Source organism: Serratia sp. szju, assembly GCF_044594185.1.
Classification (GTDB): domain Bacteria; phylum Pseudomonadota; class Gammaproteobacteria; order Enterobacterales; family Enterobacteriaceae; genus Serratia; species Serratia bockelmannii.
The window spans coordinates 2,241,421-2,257,870 of sequence record NZ_CP172576.1; the positions used below are offsets into that span (position 1 = coordinate 2,241,421).

Consider the following 16,450-nt stretch of genomic DNA (forward strand, 5'->3'; position numbering starts at 1 on the left):
CCCTTTTGCGCAGGATAACGCTAATGAAATACCAGATTTCACCTTCACTGATGTGCATGAACCTGATGGATATCCGCCAGCAATTGGCGGTGCTGAATCGCCGCGCCGATATGCTGCATATCGACATCATGGACGGGCACTACGTTAAAAACATCACGCTGTCGCCGTTCTTTATCGAACAGATCCGCCCGCACACCCCGTTGTTGCTGGATGTGCATCTGATGGTGGAGAACCCGACCGATTTCATCGACCCGATCGCCCGCGCCGGCGCGGACTTTATCTGCCCGCACGCCGAAACCATCAACCGCGACGCGTTTCGGGTGATCAATCAAATCCGCGCGCTGGGCAAAAAAGTGGGGGTGGTGCTGAACCCGGCCACGCCGGTGGAGTTTATCCGCCACTACCTTCACCTGCTGGACAAGGTCACCGTGATGACCGTCGATCCGGGCTATGCCGGGCAGCCGTTCATTCCCGAAATGCTGGAAAAGATCCGTCAGTTGCGCGATCTGAAACGCCAGCAAAATCTGCGCTATCTGATCGAGATCGACGGATCCTGCAATCAGCGGACCTACCGCGATCTGATGGGCGCCGGCGCGGAGGTGTTGATCGTCGGCAGCTCCGGGTTGTTCAACCTCGATCCGGATCTGGAGACGGCATGGGAAAAAATGCTGGATCAAATGCGGCAGGCGGCCTGAGGCGGGGGACATGATGCGGCATTTTCTTGGCGTTGACGTCGGCGGCACCAATACCCGCCTGTTGTTGATGAATGATGACGGCGAGTTCAGCGGGTACCGCAAGATAGCGACCGCCGACTGGGCGCAGCAGGCCGATCCGCTGGCGGCGTTGGGCCGCCTGATCGCCGGGCATTGCGAGGATCGTCAGGTGGCGCAGGTGATGCTGGGGCTGCCGGGGATCCTCAGTCGCGATCGCTCGCGGGTGCTGTCGCTGCCGTTTATTCCGGCGCTGGACGCCCAGCCGGTGGCGGCGCTGTTGGCCGATTTGTTGGCGTTGCCGGTGCGAATGGACAAGGACGTCAACCATCTGCTGTGGTGGGATTTGCAGCAGCTGCCGGCGCTGCCGCAGGTGGCGGTGGGGCTGTATCTGGGCACCGGCATGGGCAACAGCCTGTGGCTGAACGGCGACTTTTATCACGGGGCGCACGGCGCCGCCGGCGAGCTGGGTCACATTCCCTGGCCCGGCCATCAGGGCGAGTGCCCGTGCGGTAAACGGGGCTGCGTCGAGAGCCTGACTTCCGGCCATTGGCTGACCGGCTGGGCGCGCGCCAACGCGGCACAAACGCCGTTCGACCGGCTGTTTGAGCGCCACGGCGATCATCCGGATCTGCGACGCTTCGTCGAACGATTGGCGCAGACCATCGCCATCGAAATGAACGTGCTCGATCCCCAGCGGCTGATCCTGGGCGGCGGCGTGATCGCCATGAGCGGTTTCCCGTTGGCGCACCTTGAGCAAGAGATCCGCCGCCATTTACGCGGGCCGCAGCCGGCGCAGGGGCTGGCGATCTCCGTCAGCCGCCTGACCGATGAAACCGGCTGCAAAGGCGCCTGCCTGGCCGCCCGGCGCCACCTCCAATTGAGCAGGGAGTACCCGCAATGAAAGGCAAAGTCTGCGTGTTCGGTTCGTTCAACCTAGATATCGTCGCCGGCATGGCGCGCTTTCCGCAGCCCGGTGAATCGCTGATCGCCCGCAACAGCATGATGGGCGCGGGCGGTAAGGGCGCCAACCAGGCCACCGCCGCGCTGCGCGCCGGGGCGCGGGTGCATTATATCGGCAAGGTGGGGCGCGACGACTTCGGCACCTTCGCCCGGCGCCACCTCGCCGCCGCCGGTTTCGATGCGGTGACGCTGTTTTCGACCGGCGATTGCCCGACCGGCAATGCGCTTATCTATGTTGCCGGCGAGGAGGCGGAGAATATGATCGCCGTCGATCCCGGCGCCAACCTGACGGTCAGCGAAGACGAGGTGCGCCAGTGCCGCCCGGCGATCGCCGCGGCGGATATTCTGCTGACTCAATTGGAGAACAACCTGCCGGCGATCGAGCAGGTGATCGCCATTGCCCGCGAAGCGCAAACGTTCATCATACTCAACCCGGCGCCGTTTCAGCCGGTGCCGGACAGCCTGTTGGCGCAGGTCGATCTGCTGACGCCCAACGCCACCGAGTGCACGTTGCTGACCGGCGTGCCGGTGCGCGATGTGGCTTCGGCGCGCCAGGCGGCGCAGGTGTTGCACGCCAAGGGCATTCGTTTGCTGATCGTGACGTTGGGCACGCAGGGGGCGTTGTTCTCGGATGGGGAAAACAGCGAGCTGATCCCGGCGTTTCCGGCACAGCCGAAAGACACCACCGGTGCGGGCGATGCGTTTAACGGCGCCCTGGCGGCGCAGCTGGCAAATCAGGTGCCGTTAGCCGATGCGGTGCGCTTTGCCGCCGCCTACGCATCGGTCTGCGTGGAACGGGCCGGGGCGGCGGGATCGATGCCGAGCTATGAGGAGGCGTTGGAACGCCAGCAGGCGTTCGCTTGACGAAGACGGGCTGCGGCCAAGAAGCGGCAGCCCGGTCCCTTACTTCAACCAGCCTTTGCGCTGCGCATCCCGCAGGTGTTGCTCCATATGGTGCCACAGCTCGGGGTGTACGTCGGCGATCGATGCATTGCGCGCCAGCACCTGCTCCAGGCTGATGCCGTTTTCCACCCAGCTCTGGCCTTCATTGTGCAGGTTCATCAGCATCGGCATGGTGCGATCCAGCAGCAGAGCGAAGCGTGCATCAGCGCTTTCGCCATCTTCATACTCCTGCCATAAAGCGGTGAAATACTCGCGCTGAGCCTCCGGCAACATGCCGAACAGACGACGTGCCGCCGCCACTTCCTGATCGTGGATCGCTGCGCGGGCCGCCAGATCGTAGACCAGCACGTCGCCGGCGTCGATTTCTACGATGTCATGCAGCAGCGCCATCTGGATCACGCGCTGAATGTCTACGTCATCACCGGCGTAGGGCGCCAGGCTCATGGCGGCGATGGCGAAGTGCCAACTGTGTTCGGCGGAGTTTTCCTGGCGCTGGGTGCCCAGCACTTTGGTGCGGCGTTGAACACCTTTCAACTTATCGATTTCCATCAGGAATTGGATGACTTGGGTCATTGAGCCGAAATCTAACGCGGGTACAGCGGATGACATGGTGTAAACCTCAAGGTGGGTGGGTTGAAGCCTGACGATTGTAGACCACCGGGCGGGGGATTTCGATGGTTACACGCGTTCACATTTTTATTTTAGCGTACACGTGTACACTGGAATTATTCTCAGTTAAGCTGCTTTGCGTTAATTTCGAACAAAGCAGGGCATTTTGAGGGGTTGCGCGTTATGGGGAAAACGGACGTAGTGAAAGCCGGGAGCAATAAGATTGTCGCCGCGGCTTATCCGTGGGCGGAAGAGATCGCCAACAGCATCAGCCACGGCATCGGGCTGGTGTTCGGCATCGTCGGCCTGGTGTTGCTGTTGGTGCAGGCGGTGAATACCGGCGCCGATGCGACGGCCATCACCAGTTACAGCCTGTACGGCGGTAGCATGATCCTGCTGTTTCTCGCTTCCACGCTCTACCATGCGATCCCGCATCAGAAGGCCAAGCATTGGCTGAAAAAATTTGACCACTGCGCCATTTATCTCCTGATTGCCGGCACTTATACCCCGTTTTTACTCGTGGGGCTGGATTCGCCGCTGGCGAAGGGCCTGATGGCGGTAATCTGGGGATTGGCGCTGCTCGGTGTGCTGTTCAAGCTGGCCTTCGCCCACCGTTTTGAAGCCCTGTCGCTGGTGACCTACCTGACGATGGGCTGGCTGTCGCTGATCGTAATTTATCAGTTGGTTACGCGGCTGGAGGCCGGCGGCGTCACGCTGCTGGCGATCGGCGGGGTGGTCTATACCCTGGGCGTGATTTTCTACGCCTCCAAGCGCATTCGCTTTGGCCACGCCATCTGGCACGCCTTCGTGCTCGGCGGCAGCGCCTGCCATTTCATGGCGATCTACCTCTACGTCTAAGCGTTCCCGCTACGTCTGAATGCGTATTGAACTGGCGCCTCTTTTGTTTTAAAAAAGAGGCGCTTGCTTCTTTCGGGTATCCAGCAAGCCCGTTCCTTCATTTCTGAGCCCGCATACCGTTTCTTTAACCTCTGTTCAGGACTCACCAAGATGATCGTTCGCTTATCCAAAGCGCTGCTGGTCTGCGCTATCGCCTTGTTCGCTTCGCTGGTCGCCTTCGGCAACATCACCGACTACGGTTCCAACTTCGCCTTCGTGCGCCACGTCTTTATGATGGACACGATTTTCCCCGACGCCACCATCGGATACCGCTCGATACAGACGCCGTGGCTGCATCACGCCGGTTATATTTTCATCATCGCGCTGGAAAGCCTGACCGCGCTGCTGTGCTGGATCGGCGGCCTGCGTTTGTTGGGCGGCCTGAAACTGCCTGCGCACGCCTTTAACGGTCGGAAAAAGCTGGCGGTAGTGGGGCTGACGCTGGGCTTTCTCACCTGGCAGGTCGGCTTTATGTCGATTGGGGGCGAGTGGTTTGGCATGTGGATGTCGAAGCAGTGGAACGGCGTGCCGGATGCGTTTCGCTTCTTCGTCACTATCATTCTGGTGCTGATTTATCTGGTGCAGCGCGACGGGGAATTGGACGAGTAATGAAGATGGCCGCAGGCAGGGCGCCTGCGGCCGACGGATTATTTCTCTTCGGCCAGCGAGTAGGGCAACGGTTTGATCGCCAGTTGACTGGCGGCATCGTCGCGCACCCGCAACTGGCTGTCGGCATCCAAATCGTTGTTCATCACCACCTGTACCCACAGCGTGCCGTCGGCCAGTTGGCTCGACGCCAATACGGTGCCGGTGCGGCGCCAGTTTTCACCCAGTTGGAGCTCCAGATCTTCCGCCGCCTGCGGGGCGCGGACCGCTTTACCTTCCAGCCAGTAGAGCGCCCGCTTGTTGGCACCGCGGAATTTGGCGCGCGCCACCATCTCCTGACCGGTATAGCAGCCCTTGCTGAAGCTGATGCCTTCCAGCGCCTGCAGGTTGGTAGCCTGCGGGATCAGCTGTGCGCTGTTGGCAGCATCGATAACCGGATAACCGGCTTCGATCTCCAGCGCCAGCCATTGGCTGCTGTCATTCAGCTCTGCCTGGTCATGCAGCTTGCCGATCAGCTGTTCGGCCACGGCGGGGCGGGTCACCAGCAGAAAACGTTCCGCCGGCGTAGCGAAGTGCAGAATCGTGGTCTCGCCGTCCTGCACCACCGGGTGCTCGGCGTCCGGCAACGTGGCGAACAGGCCCGTCAGCGCGGCGCGCGCCTGGAAACCGGCGACGCCCAGCAACACCGCGTCATTATCGGCGGCGATAGTGACTTTGGAGAACACCGCGTATTTTTTGATTTCAGCCAGCTGGCTGTCCAGCACGCTGCGGCGTTCCAGATAGGCGAAGCCTTCGCCACGGTGGAACAGACGCAGGTTGCTCCACATTTTGCCCTTGGCGTCACAGTGGGCGCACAGCACGTGCTGATCGGCCGCCAGCGCGTCGATGTCCGCCGTCACCTGGCCCTGAAGATATTTCACTGTGTCCGGCCCGTTCAACGTCACCAGCGCCCAATCTTCCAGCGAGATCAGCGTCAGGGGGAGATGGGTGGAAGCGGAGGGCTGACGGGGTGGGAATGGAATGTTATGCGCCATAGTAAGTTCCTGCTCAACGTTTAGCTTACCTGAAGGGTATTGAACCCATGGTAAAAGAGGCGGCGGGCTTTGCAAACTGTTATTCGCGCCGTGGGACCGGGGGGCGCTTTTTTTGGCATTTTGCGCTTTATTACGTTTTCCGCAGCAAAGCGCCTTCCCGGCGTGTATGTCAAATTGTTACTCTATAGGCTTGCGGCCAGGGCACCCTTGCAGACAGATCCCCGGCTGATGGAATTATATTGCGACGGCGTTGCCATACAGTGTGTCATTTGAACCCTGCGCTGGCGCTGCCGCGCTGAAAAGAGGTGAGTCATAACAACATGGATATTAACAACAAAGCACGTATTCACTGGGCTTGCCGTCGTGGCATGCGCGAGCTGGACATCTCCATCATGCCGTTCTTCGAATACGAATACGACAGCCTGAATGACGCGGACAAGGCGCTGTTTATCCGCCTGCTGGAGTGTGACGATCCCGATCTGTTCAACTGGCTGATGAATCATGGCGCGCCGCAGGACGGCGAGCTGCAGAGAATGGTGACCCTGATCCAAACGCGAAATAAAGACCGTGGCCCAGTGGCGATGTGATATCCGCATTTCCTGGCGCACCCAGCTTTTTTCCCTGTTGACTCATGGCGTTCTGATCTTGCTGATCCTGATTTCGCCCTGGCCGGAAGGTTATGGCCCGCTTTGGCTGGTGCTGCTGACGCTGGTGGTGTTTCAGTGCATTCGTAGCCAGAAGCGCATCGCCGCAGTGCAGGGCGAGCTGCGGCTGCTGGCGGACCGGCGTTTCAGCTGGCACGGCCGAGAATGGCGGCTGGCGAAAAAGCCCTGGATGCCGGGCTACGGCCTGCTGCTGACGCTGCAGCCGATGGAAGGCAAAAAGCGCCGCCGGCTGTGGCTGGCTTCCGACTGCATGAGCAAAGAGGAGTGGCGCCACCTGCGGCAGCTGTTGCTGTATCCGCCGGCGGGTAACGGCGAGGAACCCTGATGAAACCCGTGCTCTGGTTGGTGGAGGATGAACCCAGCATTGCCGATACGCTGGTTTACACGCTGGAGAGCGAAGGCTTCGAAGTACGCTGGTTCGAACGTGCGGAACCGGCGTTGCAGGCGCTGGCGCAAGGCGCGCCCGCGCTTGCTATCCTCGATGTCGGTTTGCCGGATATCAACGGTTTTGAATTGTGTCGCCGCCTGCTGGCTCAGGCGGCTGACCTGCCGATTCTGTTTCTTACCGCCCGCAGTGATGAAGTGGATCGCCTGATCGGGCTGGAGATCGGCGCCGACGACTATGTCGCCAAGCCGTTCTCCCCTCGCGAGGTCAGCGCCCGGGTGCGCACCATTTTGCGCCGCCTGCATAAGCAGCAGCGCCTGCAACAGAGCGCGCGCTACCATTTCGGCGCTTTCACGCTCGACGAAGACGCGGCCACCATCTCCTACCATCAGCGGCCGCTGCCGCTGACCCGTTACGAATACCTGCTGCTGAAGACGCTGTTGTTGGCGCCTGGACGGGTGTTCTCGCGGCAGCAACTGATGGAAAGCGTTTGGGCGCAAGCGGAAGAAAGCCTGGATCGCACCGTCGATACCCACATCAAAACGCTGCGCGCCAAGCTGCGTGCGGTTGAGCCCGGTGAGCCGCCCATCCACACCCACCGCGGATTGGGCTACAGCGTGAGCCGCCAGCCATGAAAATTGGCCTGCGCCTGCTGCTGGGATATTTTCTGATCGTGGCGGTGGCCGGGTACTTCGTGCTGAGCATTTTCGTCCAGGAAGTGAAGCCCGGCGTGCGGCGCGCTACCGAAGGCACGCTGGTGGACACCGCCAACCTGTTGGCGCAAATCGCCCGTCAGGACATGCAGCGCGGCGATGCGGCGCATGGCCAACTGGCGCAGGCGTTCACGCAGCTGAACCAGCGGCCGATCGGCGCCAATATCTCCGGCATCCGCAAGGATCGCAGTGAATACCACGTCTATCTTACCGATGCCCAGGGCCGGGTCATTTTCGATTCTGCCGGCCGCGCGCAGGGGCAAGACTACTCGCGCTGGAATGACGTTTATCGGACGCTGCGCGGCCAGTACGGCGCCCGCAGCACCCGTAGCGATCCAGAAGATGAAAACAGTTCGGTGATGTATGTGGCCGCGCCGGTGATAGAACAAGGGCGTATTATCGGCGTGCTCACCGTGGGCAAACCCAACAGCACCATGGCGCCGGTGATCAAACGCAGCGAACGGCGCATTCTATGGGCCGGCGCGTTGCTGCTGGGGATTGCGTTGCTGATCGGCGCGGTATTCGTCTGGTGGATCAACCGTTCGATAGGCCGGCTGGTGCGTTATGCCGACGGGGTGGCGCAAGGGGAAAGCGCGCCGCTGCCCAAAGTGGGCGGGCGGGAATTGACGCAGCTGGCGCAGGCGTTGGAGAGCATGCGACTGAAGCTGGAAGGTAAAGCTTATATCGAACAGTATGCACATACCCTGACGCATGAGCTGAAAAGCCCACTGGCGGCGATCAGGGGCGCGGCGGAGCTGTTGCAGGAGCTGCCACCGCCGGATACCGCCCGGCGTTTTCTCACCAACATCGAGCAGCAAAGCGCACGCATCCAGCAGCTGGTGGACAAACTGCTGGTGCAGGCGCGGCTGGAGAGCCGGCCAGACATGGAGACCGCGCCCATCGCGATCGCGGCGCTGGTCAGCCAGACGATGGCGGGCAAAGAGGCGCAGGCGATGCAGCGCGGCGTCAGATTGCAACTGGAGGCGTTGGCGGAGGTGACGCTGAACGGCGATGCGTTGCTGATCAGCCAGGCGTTGACCAACCTGCTGGACAACGCGATCGACTTTACCCCGTCGGGCGGGTGCGTCAGCGTGCGAGGCGAACGGCGGGAACAGCATTACTGCATCAGCGTCTGTGACGACGGCAGCGGCATTCCTGACTACGCCCTCGATAAAGTGTTCGAACGTTTTTATTCGCTGCCGCGCGCCGAACGGCCGAAAAGCAGCGGGCTGGGCCTGAACTTCGTGCAGGAAGTCGCCCGTCTGCATCATGGCGGCATTCACCTGCGCAACCGCCGGCCGCACGGGGTGGAAGCGACTTTCATGTTATCGCTGTGACTTCACCTTCCCTTCACATAACCACATTCTGATTTCACCTGCGGGTTTTATCGTGGCCTTATTACCTACGAGGAGCGAGCATGATGAAATCGGTACTTTTCTGGAAAATAACCACGCTGCTGGGATTGATGGTGGTGATGTTGATCCCCATCGCCCAGCTGATGAGCGTGATCGACGAACGCAGCGGCTATCGGCAAAGCGTGGTCGGGCAGGTGAGCGAAAGCACCAGCGGGGCGCAGCGCGTGCTCGGTCCGTTGATTGTCATTCCCTATGTCGAACGCGAAGAGAAGAAAGACGAGAAAGGACAAACGGTAGTGCAGCGGGTGCAGCATTACCGCTATTTGCTGCCGGAGTCGCTTCAGGTACAGGGCGCGCCGAATGTGGAGGTGCGCAAGTTGGGCATTTATCAGACGCAGGTTTACCAGGGGCCGCTGAACTTCAAGGTGCGTTTCGGCCAGCCGGAGCTGACGGATTTGCAACGCGCCAACGTGACCGTCGGCCAGCCGTTCCTGCTGGTGGCGCTGAGCGACTCTCGCGGCATCAAGCGCATTTCCCCGCTGGCAATGCCGCAGCCGGTGGCGTTTGAACCGGGCACCGGCGTGGGATCGTTGCGCCAGGGGATCCACGCCCCGCTGACGCTGGCGATGCTGCAACAAAAAGAGGGGCTGAACGCCGACTTCACCCTGACGTTGGCGGGCACCAGTAGCCTGTCGCTGGTGCCGCTGGGGCGCAGCAGCGAGCTGCAGCTGCAAAGCAACTGGCCGCACCCGAATTTCCTCGGCAACTTCCTGCCGGACGAACGCAAGGTGACGGAGCAAGGGTTTAGCGCTCGCTGGCGCAGCACCTGGTTTGCCAACAACATCAACAGTGCGTTCCATTACGACGATGCCATTATCGACGAGGACAAGCTGCCGGCCTTCAGCGCCAGCCTGGTCGAACCGGTCGATCACTATCAGCTGACCGAGCGCGCGGTCAAATACGCGCTGCTGTTTATCGGGCTGACGTTTATGGCGTTTTTCCTGTTCGAAACCCTGACCGGGCTGCGGGTGCACCCGATTCAGTACCTGCTGGTCGGCGCGGCGCTGGTGTTGTTCTACCTGATTCTGCTGGCCTTCTCCGAACACCTGGGATTCGCTTTCGCTTACCTGGCGGCCAGCATCGCCTGCAGCGGACTGATCGGCTTCTATCTGAGCGCCGTACTGCGCGGCAAGCTGCGCGGTGCGCTGTTCGCCGCGAGCCTATTGTTGTTGTACGGCGTGCTCTATTTGCTGTTGCAGTCGGAGGACAATGCGTTGGTGCTGGGAGCCGGGCTGCTGTTCGCCATTCTGGCGGGCATTATGCTGTTGACGCGCAAACTGGACTGGTATCAGGTGGCCGATCCGGCGCGTTTGACCAAGGAAACGCCGGCCGGGGAAGATGAGCCACGCTTCCGGCTGTGGAAATAAGCGAGGGGAATCGGGCGCGCTCAGCGCCCGATAGCGGCTACAGCAGCGGCTCCATCTCCAGCAGGATCTGTTCGCACCATTGCTGCAGGCGCTCTTCGCTCAGATCGTATTGGTTGACCTCATCGAGCGCCAGGCCGACGAAGTGTTTGCCGTCGGCGCTCAGCGGTTTGAGGCTGGTGAACTCGAAGCCCTCAGTTGGCCAGAAGCCGATGAACTGCACGCCCAGCGGCGCGATGTGATCGTGCAACATGCCCAGCGCGTCAAGGAACCACTCACCGTAACCGAGCTGATCGCCCATGCCGTACATGGCGACGATCTTGCCTTTCAGATCCAGCTCTGGCAACTGCGGCCAGATCGCTTCCCAGTCTTCCTGCAGTTCGCCGAAATCCCAGGTCGGGATGCCGAGGATCAGAATGGAATAGTCCTCCATCAGCTTGGGCGAGACGTCTTTCAGGTTGTGCAGGTCGACCAGGTCTTCACCCAGAATCTCACGGATTTTTTCTGCCGCCATCTCGGTGTAGCAGGTGCTGGAGCCGTAAAACAGACCAATCTTCATGTGTAAACCGTTACGTTGCTGTTTAGAGAATTGCAGCGAGTATACCTGATTTGCGTCGGCTTAAGGCATAATGGCGCGGGTGGAAATGCAACAAAGAGAGGACCGCGTGCAACAGCAAGACAATGCGCTGATTGAACAATTCCTGGATGCGCTGTGGCTTGAGCGCAATCTGGCGGAAAATACGCTGGCCTCCTACCGGCTGGATTTGCAGGCCCTGGGCGCCTGGCTTGGCCAGCAAAATACCACCTTGCTGCAGGCGCAGGCGTTGGATTTGCAGGCGTTTCTCGCCGAGCGGGTGGACGGCGGCTACAAGGCCACCAGCTCCGCGCGTTTGTTGAGCGCCATGAGGCGCCTGTTTCAATATCTGTACCGCGAGAAGCTGCGCGCCGACGATCCCACCGCGCAGCTGGCGTCTCCCAAGTTGCCGCAGCGTTTGCCGAAGGATCTGAGCGAGGCGCAGGTCGATGCGCTGTTGCAGGCGCCCTGCGTCGATCAACCGCTGGAGCTGCGCGACAAGGCGATGCTCGAAGTGTTGTACGCCACCGGGCTGCGGGTTTCCGAGCTGGTGGGGTTGAGCATCAGCGACGTCAGCCTGCGCCAGGGCGTGGTGCGGGTGATCGGCAAGGGCAACAAGGAGCGGCTGGTGCCGCTGGGCGAAGAGGCGGTCTACTGGATCGAAAATTACCTGGAGCACGGCCGCCCATGGCTGGTCAACGGCCAGACGCTGGATGTGCTGTTCCCCAGCACCCGCTGCCAGCAAATGACCCGACAGACGTTCTGGCATCGCATCAAACACTATGCCATCCTTGCGGGCATCGACAGCGAGCGTCTGTCGCCGCACGTGTTGCGGCACGCGTTCGCCACCCATTTGCTGAACCATGGGGCCGATCTCCGTGTCGTACAGATGTTGTTAGGGCACAGCGATCTCTCGACCACGCAAATTTATACACATGTAGCGACCGAACGACTGAAACAGCTACATCAACAGCATCACCCGCGCGCCTGAGCGGCGGGTTCGAAAGGATTGGAACAATGAAAAAAGGTTTAATGCTGCTCTCTCTGCTGGTGGCTTCGGTGGCCGGCGCCGCCCATGCCGATGACGCGGCGATCAAAAAAGCGCTCGCCAGCCTGGGTATCCAGCAGGCGGACGTGCAGCCTTCACCGGTCAACGGCCTGAAAACCGTGCTGACCGACAGCGGCGTGCTATACGCCTCCGAAGACGGCAAGCACATCCTGCAGGGCCCGCTGTTTGACGTCAGCGGCAAAGAGCCGGTCAACGTGACCAACCAACTGCTGGGCACCAAGATGGACGCGCTGAAAGATCAGATGATCGTTTACAAAGCGCCGAAAGAGAAACACGTGATCACCGTGTTCACCGACATCACCTGCGGTTACTGTCACAAACTGCATCAGCAGATGAAAGAGTACAACGATCTGGGCATTACCGTGCGTTACCTGGCATTCCCGCGCCAGGGGCTGGCTTCCCAGGCTGAAAAAGACATGCAGTCGATCTGGTGCACCGCCGACAAGGCCAAGGCGTTCGACGCCGCCATGAAGGGCGATGCCGTTTCTCCGGCGACCTGCAAAACCGACATCAGCAAGCATTACGAGCTGGGCGTGCAGTTCGGCATTCAGGGCACGCCGGCCATCATCCTGGAAAACGGCATGATGATCCCGGGCTATCAGGGGCCGAAAGAGATGGCCGCCATGCTGGATGCGCACCAGGCCGCCACCAAAGCCGGTGGTTAATCGCCGGTGAGTATCAAAACGCAACTACGCCGCCGCCCGGCGGCGGACGACACGCATCTGCCCGCCAGTTTGCCGCCGCTGCTGCGTCGGCTTTACGCCCTGCGCGGCGTGCAGGCTGAGCAAGAGCTGGAACGCGGCGTCAAGGGCATGCTGCCCTGGCAACAGCTGGACGGCATCGACGACGCCGTCGGCCTGCTGCAACAGGCGCTGGCCGACGGTCGCCGTATCATGGTGGTGGGCGATTTCGACGCCGACGGCGCCACCAGCACCGCGCTGACGGTGCTGGCGCTGCGCAGCATGGGCGGCGCAGCCGTCGATTATCTGGTGCCTAACCGTTTCGAAGACGGTTATGGCCTGAGCCCCGAAGTGGTGGAGCAGGCGGCGGCACGCGGCGCAGAACTCATTGTCACCGTCGATAACGGCATCTCCTCCCACGCCGGCGTCGACGTGGCGCACGCCAAGGGCATGCAGGTGCTGGTGACCGATCATCACCTGCCGGGCGAGACCCTGCCGGCGGCCGAAGCGATCGTTAACCCCAACCTGCGCGGCTGCGCCTTCCCGTCCAAATCGCTGGCGGGGGTTGGTGTCGCGTTCTACCTGATGCTGGCGCTGCGCGCCCGCCTGCGGGACAGCGGCTGGTTCGAGCAGCGCGCGCTGGCGATGCCCAATCTGGCGGAGCTGCTGGACCTGGTGGCGCTCGGCACCGTGGCCGACGTGGTGCCGCTGGATGCCAACAACCGTATTCTGGTGTATCAGGGGTTAAACCGCATCCGCGCCGGCAAATGCCGACCGGGCATCCGCGCGCTGCTTGAAGTGGCTAATCGCGATGCCCGCCAACTGGCGGCCAACGATCTCGGTTTCGCTCTCGGTCCGCGCCTCAACGCCGCCGGCCGGCTGGACGACATGTCTATCGGCGTGGCGCTGCTGCTGAGCGACGACATTGCGCAGGCGCGTATGCTGGCCAACGATCTCGATGCGCTGAACCAGACGCGACGCGAGATAGAGCAAGGCATGCAGGTGGAAGCCCTGCAGCTGTGCGATCAGCTGGAGCGCACCAGCACCGAGCTGCCTTACGGGCTGGCGATGTATCACCCGGAATGGCACCAGGGCGTGGTGGGCATCCTCGCTTCGCGCATCAAAGAGCGTTTCCACCGCCCGGTGATCGCGTTCGCACCGGCGGGCGACGGCATACTGAAAGGCTCCGGCCGTTCGGTGCCCGGCCTGCACATGCGCGATGCGCTGGAGCGGCTGGATATGCTGAACCCCGGGCTGATGATGAAGTTCGGCGGCCACGCGATGGCGGCCGGATTGTCGCTGGAAGAGGCCAAATTCGACGAGTTCCGCCAGCGTTTCGGCGAGTTGGTGGGTGAATGGCTCGATCCGGCGATGTTGGAAGGGGTGATCTGGTCCGACGGCGAACTGGCGATGCAGGAGCTGTCGCTGACAACGGCGGAGCTGCTGCGCGAGGGCGGCCCGTGGGGCCAGGCGTTCCCGGAACCGACCTTCGACGGCAAGTTCCGCATCCTGCAGCAGCGGCTGGTGGGCGAGAAACACCTGAAGCTGATGGTGGAGCCGCTCGGCGGCGGCCCGTTGCTCGACGGCATCGCGTTCAACGTGGACACCACGCTGTGGCCTGACAGCAGCGTGCGCGAGGTGGAACTGGCCTACAAGCTCGACGTCAACGAGTTTCGCGGCAACCGCAACGTGCAGCTGCTGATCCAGCATCTTTGGCCGCGCTGAGGCGAAATTGACGTTCGTGCATCGGTAAGTGACTGGTGCACGAACGCTCATCAGTTTCGTGGTGAGATGATCAGGCTGGCGACCCCTTTCTGTTCGATAATTTCCAGCATTCTGAGCGCGGCTCCCTGGGGTTTTACCGCGTTACGTTCCCATTTTTGTACGCTGGTGGTCGACATGTTAACCACGGCCGCTAAATCGGCCTGGCTCAGGCCGAGCCGTCTGCGCAGCATTTTGATGCGTGCGCCGTCCATTTGATCATGCTGCTCACGCTGGGCATGTTGTTCCTGCGCCTGTACTCGTGTGGCGATGTTGCGTACGGTATCGTCTGACACCGCACCGATCTCATTAAAACGCTGTGCCATTTTTTGCAGTCTGAGCAGGCGATTATCAGTCATCGCATTTCACCTCTCGCAAGTAGCCGCTATCGATGGCTCGTTTGATAATTTCCGGCGGCATGGCAAGAAAATCTCTGGCGAGCTCGCGATAGGTTGCCAATTCATCATCGTTGATTTCTTTTGCACCGTTCTGTTTTACGGTGTTTTTCAGCCATCCATCAATAAAATACTGATGACGACCGCGTTTAAACGCCACGATGGATCGAGCACCACCCCGTTTACCCCGATTGAGCGAAATACGTTTCTTGTAGACGCCGCCGCCCAGATCGCCGTCATGGTTACCGTGTGCGAGTTCGTGAGCCGCGGTGCAAATCTTTTGATCGACGATGCGATTTTTCTTCATAAATTTGTCGAAATCATCCGTGACGAAAATGTCCATTTTGGCACCGCCTGTCCCTGTGAGTCATCATAGCGACTATAGTCTCAATGACCACATTGCTCAATACTTGAACAGCTTAGCGGCGTGAGGGGCACCGGTAATAAAACGCTGGTGAAATTCCTGCTCTTCCTGCCACCCGCTTTGTCGCCCGATCGCCACAAAAACTGACCAACTCGCTATAAACTGCCGCCCGGATCCGTTAGAATTAGCGGTTCCAATGGCATTCCGCCATCGACGACATCAACGTAAAAGAACGAAACCATGTTTGAAATTAACCCGGTAAAAAACCGAATTCAGGACCTGTCCGAGCGGACTGCGGTTCTTAGGGGGTATCTTTGACTATGATGCCAAGAAGGAACGCCTAGAAGAAGTCAACGCCGAGCTGGAGCAGCCGGACGTTTGGAACGAGCCGGAGCGCGCACAGGCGCTCGGCAAAGAGCGCGCCGCGCTGGAAGCCATCGTTGAAACCATCGATCAGCTGGAGCAGGGCGGCGAAGACGTCGGCGGGCTGCTGGAACTGGCGGTGGAAGCCGACGACGAAGAAACCTTCAACGAAGCGGTCGCCGAGCTGGATCAACTGATGAGCAAGCTGGATCAGTTGGAATTCCGCCGCATGTTCTCCGGCGAATACGACAGCGCCGACTGCTACCTGGATATCCAGGCCGGCTCCGGCGGCACCGAAGCGCAAGACTGGGCCAGCATGCTGCTGCGCATGTACCTGCGCTGGGCCGAAGCCAAGGGCTTCAAGACCGAAGTGATCGAAGAATCCGACGGCGACGTCGCGGGCCTGAAATCGGCCACCATCAAGATCATCGGCGACTACGCGTTCGGCTGGTTGCGCACTGAAACCGGCGTGCATCGCCTGGTGCGCAAGAGCCCGTTCGATTCCGGCGGCCGTCGCCACACCTCGTTCAGCTCGGTGTTCATCTACCCGGAAGTGGACGACGATATCGATATCGAAATCAACCCGGCGGATCTGCGTATCGACGTGTACCGCGCCTCCGGTGCGGGCGGTCAGCACGTCAACAAAACCGAATCCGCCGTACGTATTACTCACCTGCCAACCAACATCGTGGTGCAGTGCCAGAACGATCGTTCTCAGCATAAGAACAAGGATCAAGCGTTTAAACAGCTGCGAGCCAAGCTGTACGAGTTTGAGATGCAAAAGAAAAATGCTGATAAGCAGACGATGGAAGACAACAAGTCCGACATCGGCTGGGGCAGCCAAATCCGTTCTTACGTGCTGGATGACTCCCGCATCAAGGATTTGCGCACCAACGTCGAAACGCGTAACACGCAGGCCGTACTGGATGGCGACCTGGATAAATTCATTGAGGCAAGTTTGAAAGCCGGGTTATGAGGAA

At 60.6% G+C, this 16,450-nt stretch carries 19 protein-coding genes; 14 read left to right on the top strand and 5 right to left on the bottom strand.

Annotated elements, in window-relative coordinates; translation table 11 throughout:
* Positions 1–23 precede the first annotated feature (23 nt).
* From alsE to rbsK, 3 genes are read left to right on the top strand one after another with little or no spacing between them, the layout of a single operon-like run.
* Positions 24–695, top strand: coding sequence for a D-allulose 6-phosphate 3-epimerase (gene alsE / locus RE418_RS10515; protein ID WP_025304130.1), 672 nt, complete (start codon positions 24–26; stop codon positions 693–695).
* A 10-nt stretch (positions 696–705) separates the two neighbouring features.
* Positions 706–1,614, top strand: coding sequence for an allose kinase (alsK, locus tag RE418_RS10520; protein WP_043142612.1), 909 nt, complete (start codon positions 706–708; stop codon positions 1,612–1,614).
* The gene (gene rbsK, locus RE418_RS10525; RefSeq protein WP_025304128.1) at positions 1,611–2,537 is read left to right on the top strand and encodes a ribokinase; all 927 of its coding nucleotides are present in this window, start codon (positions 1,611–1,613) and stop codon (positions 2,535–2,537) included. The genes alsK and rbsK overlap by 4 nt, the downstream gene beginning before the upstream one ends.
* A gap of 39 nt (positions 2,538–2,576) precedes the next feature.
* On the opposite strand, the gene RE418_RS10530 is transcribed toward rbsK, so the two are convergent.
* Complete coding sequence (locus tag RE418_RS10530) at positions 2,577–3,185, bottom strand: HD family hydrolase (protein WP_025304127.1); 609 nt, start codon at positions 3,183–3,185, stop codon at positions 2,577–2,579.
* A gap of 183 nt (positions 3,186–3,368) precedes the next feature.
* Between RE418_RS10530 and RE418_RS10535 the strand changes: the two genes are divergently transcribed.
* Together RE418_RS10535 and RE418_RS10540 are read left to right on the top strand one after the other, a co-directional pair.
* Positions 3,369–4,043 carry a hemolysin III family protein gene (locus RE418_RS10535; RefSeq protein ID WP_033639467.1) on the top strand — a complete coding sequence of 225 codons (675 nt, stop codon included), beginning with the start codon at positions 3,369–3,371 and terminating at the stop codon, positions 4,041–4,043.
* Positions 4,044–4,193: 150 nt separating this feature from the next.
* Positions 4,194–4,691: a DUF2165 family protein gene (locus RE418_RS10540; RefSeq protein ID WP_025304125.1), complete on the top strand. Its 498-nt coding sequence runs from the start codon at positions 4,194–4,196 to the stop codon at positions 4,689–4,691.
* A 38-nt stretch (positions 4,692–4,729) separates the two neighbouring features.
* Here the strand turns inward: RE418_RS10540 and ygfZ are convergent, their stop codons facing one another.
* Positions 4,730–5,722: a tRNA-modifying protein YgfZ gene (ygfZ, locus tag RE418_RS10545; protein ID WP_043142609.1), complete on the bottom strand. Its 993-nt coding sequence runs from the start codon at positions 5,720–5,722 to the stop codon at positions 4,730–4,732.
* A gap of 320 nt (positions 5,723–6,042) precedes the next feature.
* Here ygfZ and sdhE point away from each other — a divergent pair, with 320 nt between their 5' ends.
* From sdhE to creD, 5 genes are all read left to right on the top strand, one after another.
* The gene (gene sdhE, locus RE418_RS10550) at positions 6,043–6,309 is read left to right on the top strand and encodes an FAD assembly factor SdhE (RefSeq protein ID WP_004931679.1); all 267 of its coding nucleotides are present in this window, start codon (positions 6,043–6,045) and stop codon (positions 6,307–6,309) included.
* Positions 6,290–6,712, top strand: a complete 423-nt coding sequence (locus tag RE418_RS10555) for a protein YgfX (protein ID WP_025304123.1) — start codon at positions 6,290–6,292, stop codon at positions 6,710–6,712. Before sdhE ends, RE418_RS10555 begins: the two co-directional genes overlap by 20 nt.
* Positions 6,712–7,407 carry a two-component system response regulator CreB gene (creB, locus tag RE418_RS10560; RefSeq protein WP_025304122.1) on the top strand — a complete coding sequence of 232 codons (696 nt, stop codon included), beginning with the start codon at positions 6,712–6,714 and terminating at the stop codon, positions 7,405–7,407. Before RE418_RS10555 ends, creB begins: the two co-directional genes overlap by 1 nt.
* The gene (gene creC, locus RE418_RS10565) at positions 7,404–8,822 is read left to right on the top strand and encodes a two-component system sensor histidine kinase CreC (RefSeq protein WP_043142606.1); all 1,419 of its coding nucleotides are present in this window, start codon (positions 7,404–7,406) and stop codon (positions 8,820–8,822) included. The genes creB and creC overlap by 4 nt, the downstream gene beginning before the upstream one ends.
* An 80-nt stretch (positions 8,823–8,902) precedes the next feature.
* Complete coding sequence (gene creD, locus RE418_RS10570) at positions 8,903–10,267, top strand: cell envelope integrity protein CreD (protein ID WP_043142602.1); 1,365 nt, start codon at positions 8,903–8,905, stop codon at positions 10,265–10,267.
* Positions 10,268–10,304: 37 nt separating this feature from the next.
* Here the strand turns inward: creD and fldB are convergent, their stop codons facing one another.
* Positions 10,305–10,823 carry a flavodoxin FldB gene (gene fldB / locus RE418_RS10575; RefSeq protein WP_043142598.1) on the bottom strand — a complete coding sequence of 173 codons (519 nt, stop codon included), beginning with the start codon at positions 10,821–10,823 and terminating at the stop codon, positions 10,305–10,307.
* A gap of 85 nt (positions 10,824–10,908) precedes the next feature.
* Between fldB and xerD the strand changes: the two genes are divergently transcribed.
* The 3 genes from xerD to recJ are packed head-to-tail and all read left to right on the top strand — an operon-like array spanning position 10,909 to position 14,312.
* Positions 10,909–11,829: a site-specific tyrosine recombinase XerD gene (gene xerD / locus RE418_RS10580; RefSeq protein WP_154747450.1), complete on the top strand. Its 921-nt coding sequence runs from the start codon at positions 10,909–10,911 to the stop codon at positions 11,827–11,829.
* 26 nt (positions 11,830–11,855) lie between these two features.
* Complete coding sequence (gene dsbC, locus RE418_RS10585) at positions 11,856–12,572, top strand: bifunctional protein-disulfide isomerase/oxidoreductase DsbC (protein ID WP_025304118.1); 717 nt, start codon at positions 11,856–11,858, stop codon at positions 12,570–12,572.
* 6 nt (positions 12,573–12,578) lie between these two features.
* Positions 12,579–14,312, top strand: a complete 1,734-nt coding sequence (gene recJ / locus RE418_RS10590; RefSeq protein ID WP_016929971.1) for a single-stranded-DNA-specific exonuclease RecJ — start codon at positions 12,579–12,581, stop codon at positions 14,310–14,312.
* A gap of 50 nt (positions 14,313–14,362) precedes the next feature.
* Here the strand turns inward: recJ and RE418_RS10595 are convergent, their stop codons facing one another.
* The gene (locus RE418_RS10595; RefSeq protein WP_025304117.1) at positions 14,363–14,707 is read right to left on the bottom strand and encodes a DNA-binding transcriptional regulator; all 345 of its coding nucleotides are present in this window, start codon (positions 14,705–14,707) and stop codon (positions 14,363–14,365) included.
* Positions 14,700–15,086 carry a type II toxin-antitoxin system RelE/ParE family toxin gene (locus RE418_RS10600; RefSeq protein WP_049296187.1) on the bottom strand — a complete coding sequence of 129 codons (387 nt, stop codon included), beginning with the start codon at positions 15,084–15,086 and terminating at the stop codon, positions 14,700–14,702. The genes RE418_RS10595 and RE418_RS10600 overlap by 8 nt, the downstream gene beginning before the upstream one ends.
* Before the next feature lie 261 nt (positions 15,087–15,347).
* On the opposite strand from RE418_RS10600, the gene prfB reads away from it, so the two are divergent.
* Positions 15,348–16,446, top strand: a protein-coding gene (gene prfB / locus RE418_RS10605; RefSeq protein WP_096242572.1) for a peptide chain release factor 2 whose coding sequence is annotated in 2 segments (ribosomal slippage) — positions 15,348–15,422 and positions 15,424–16,446 — 1,098 coding nt in all. Because the reading frame shifts where the segments join, the coding sequence is not laid out codon by codon here.
* Positions 16,447–16,450 lie beyond the last annotated feature (4 nt).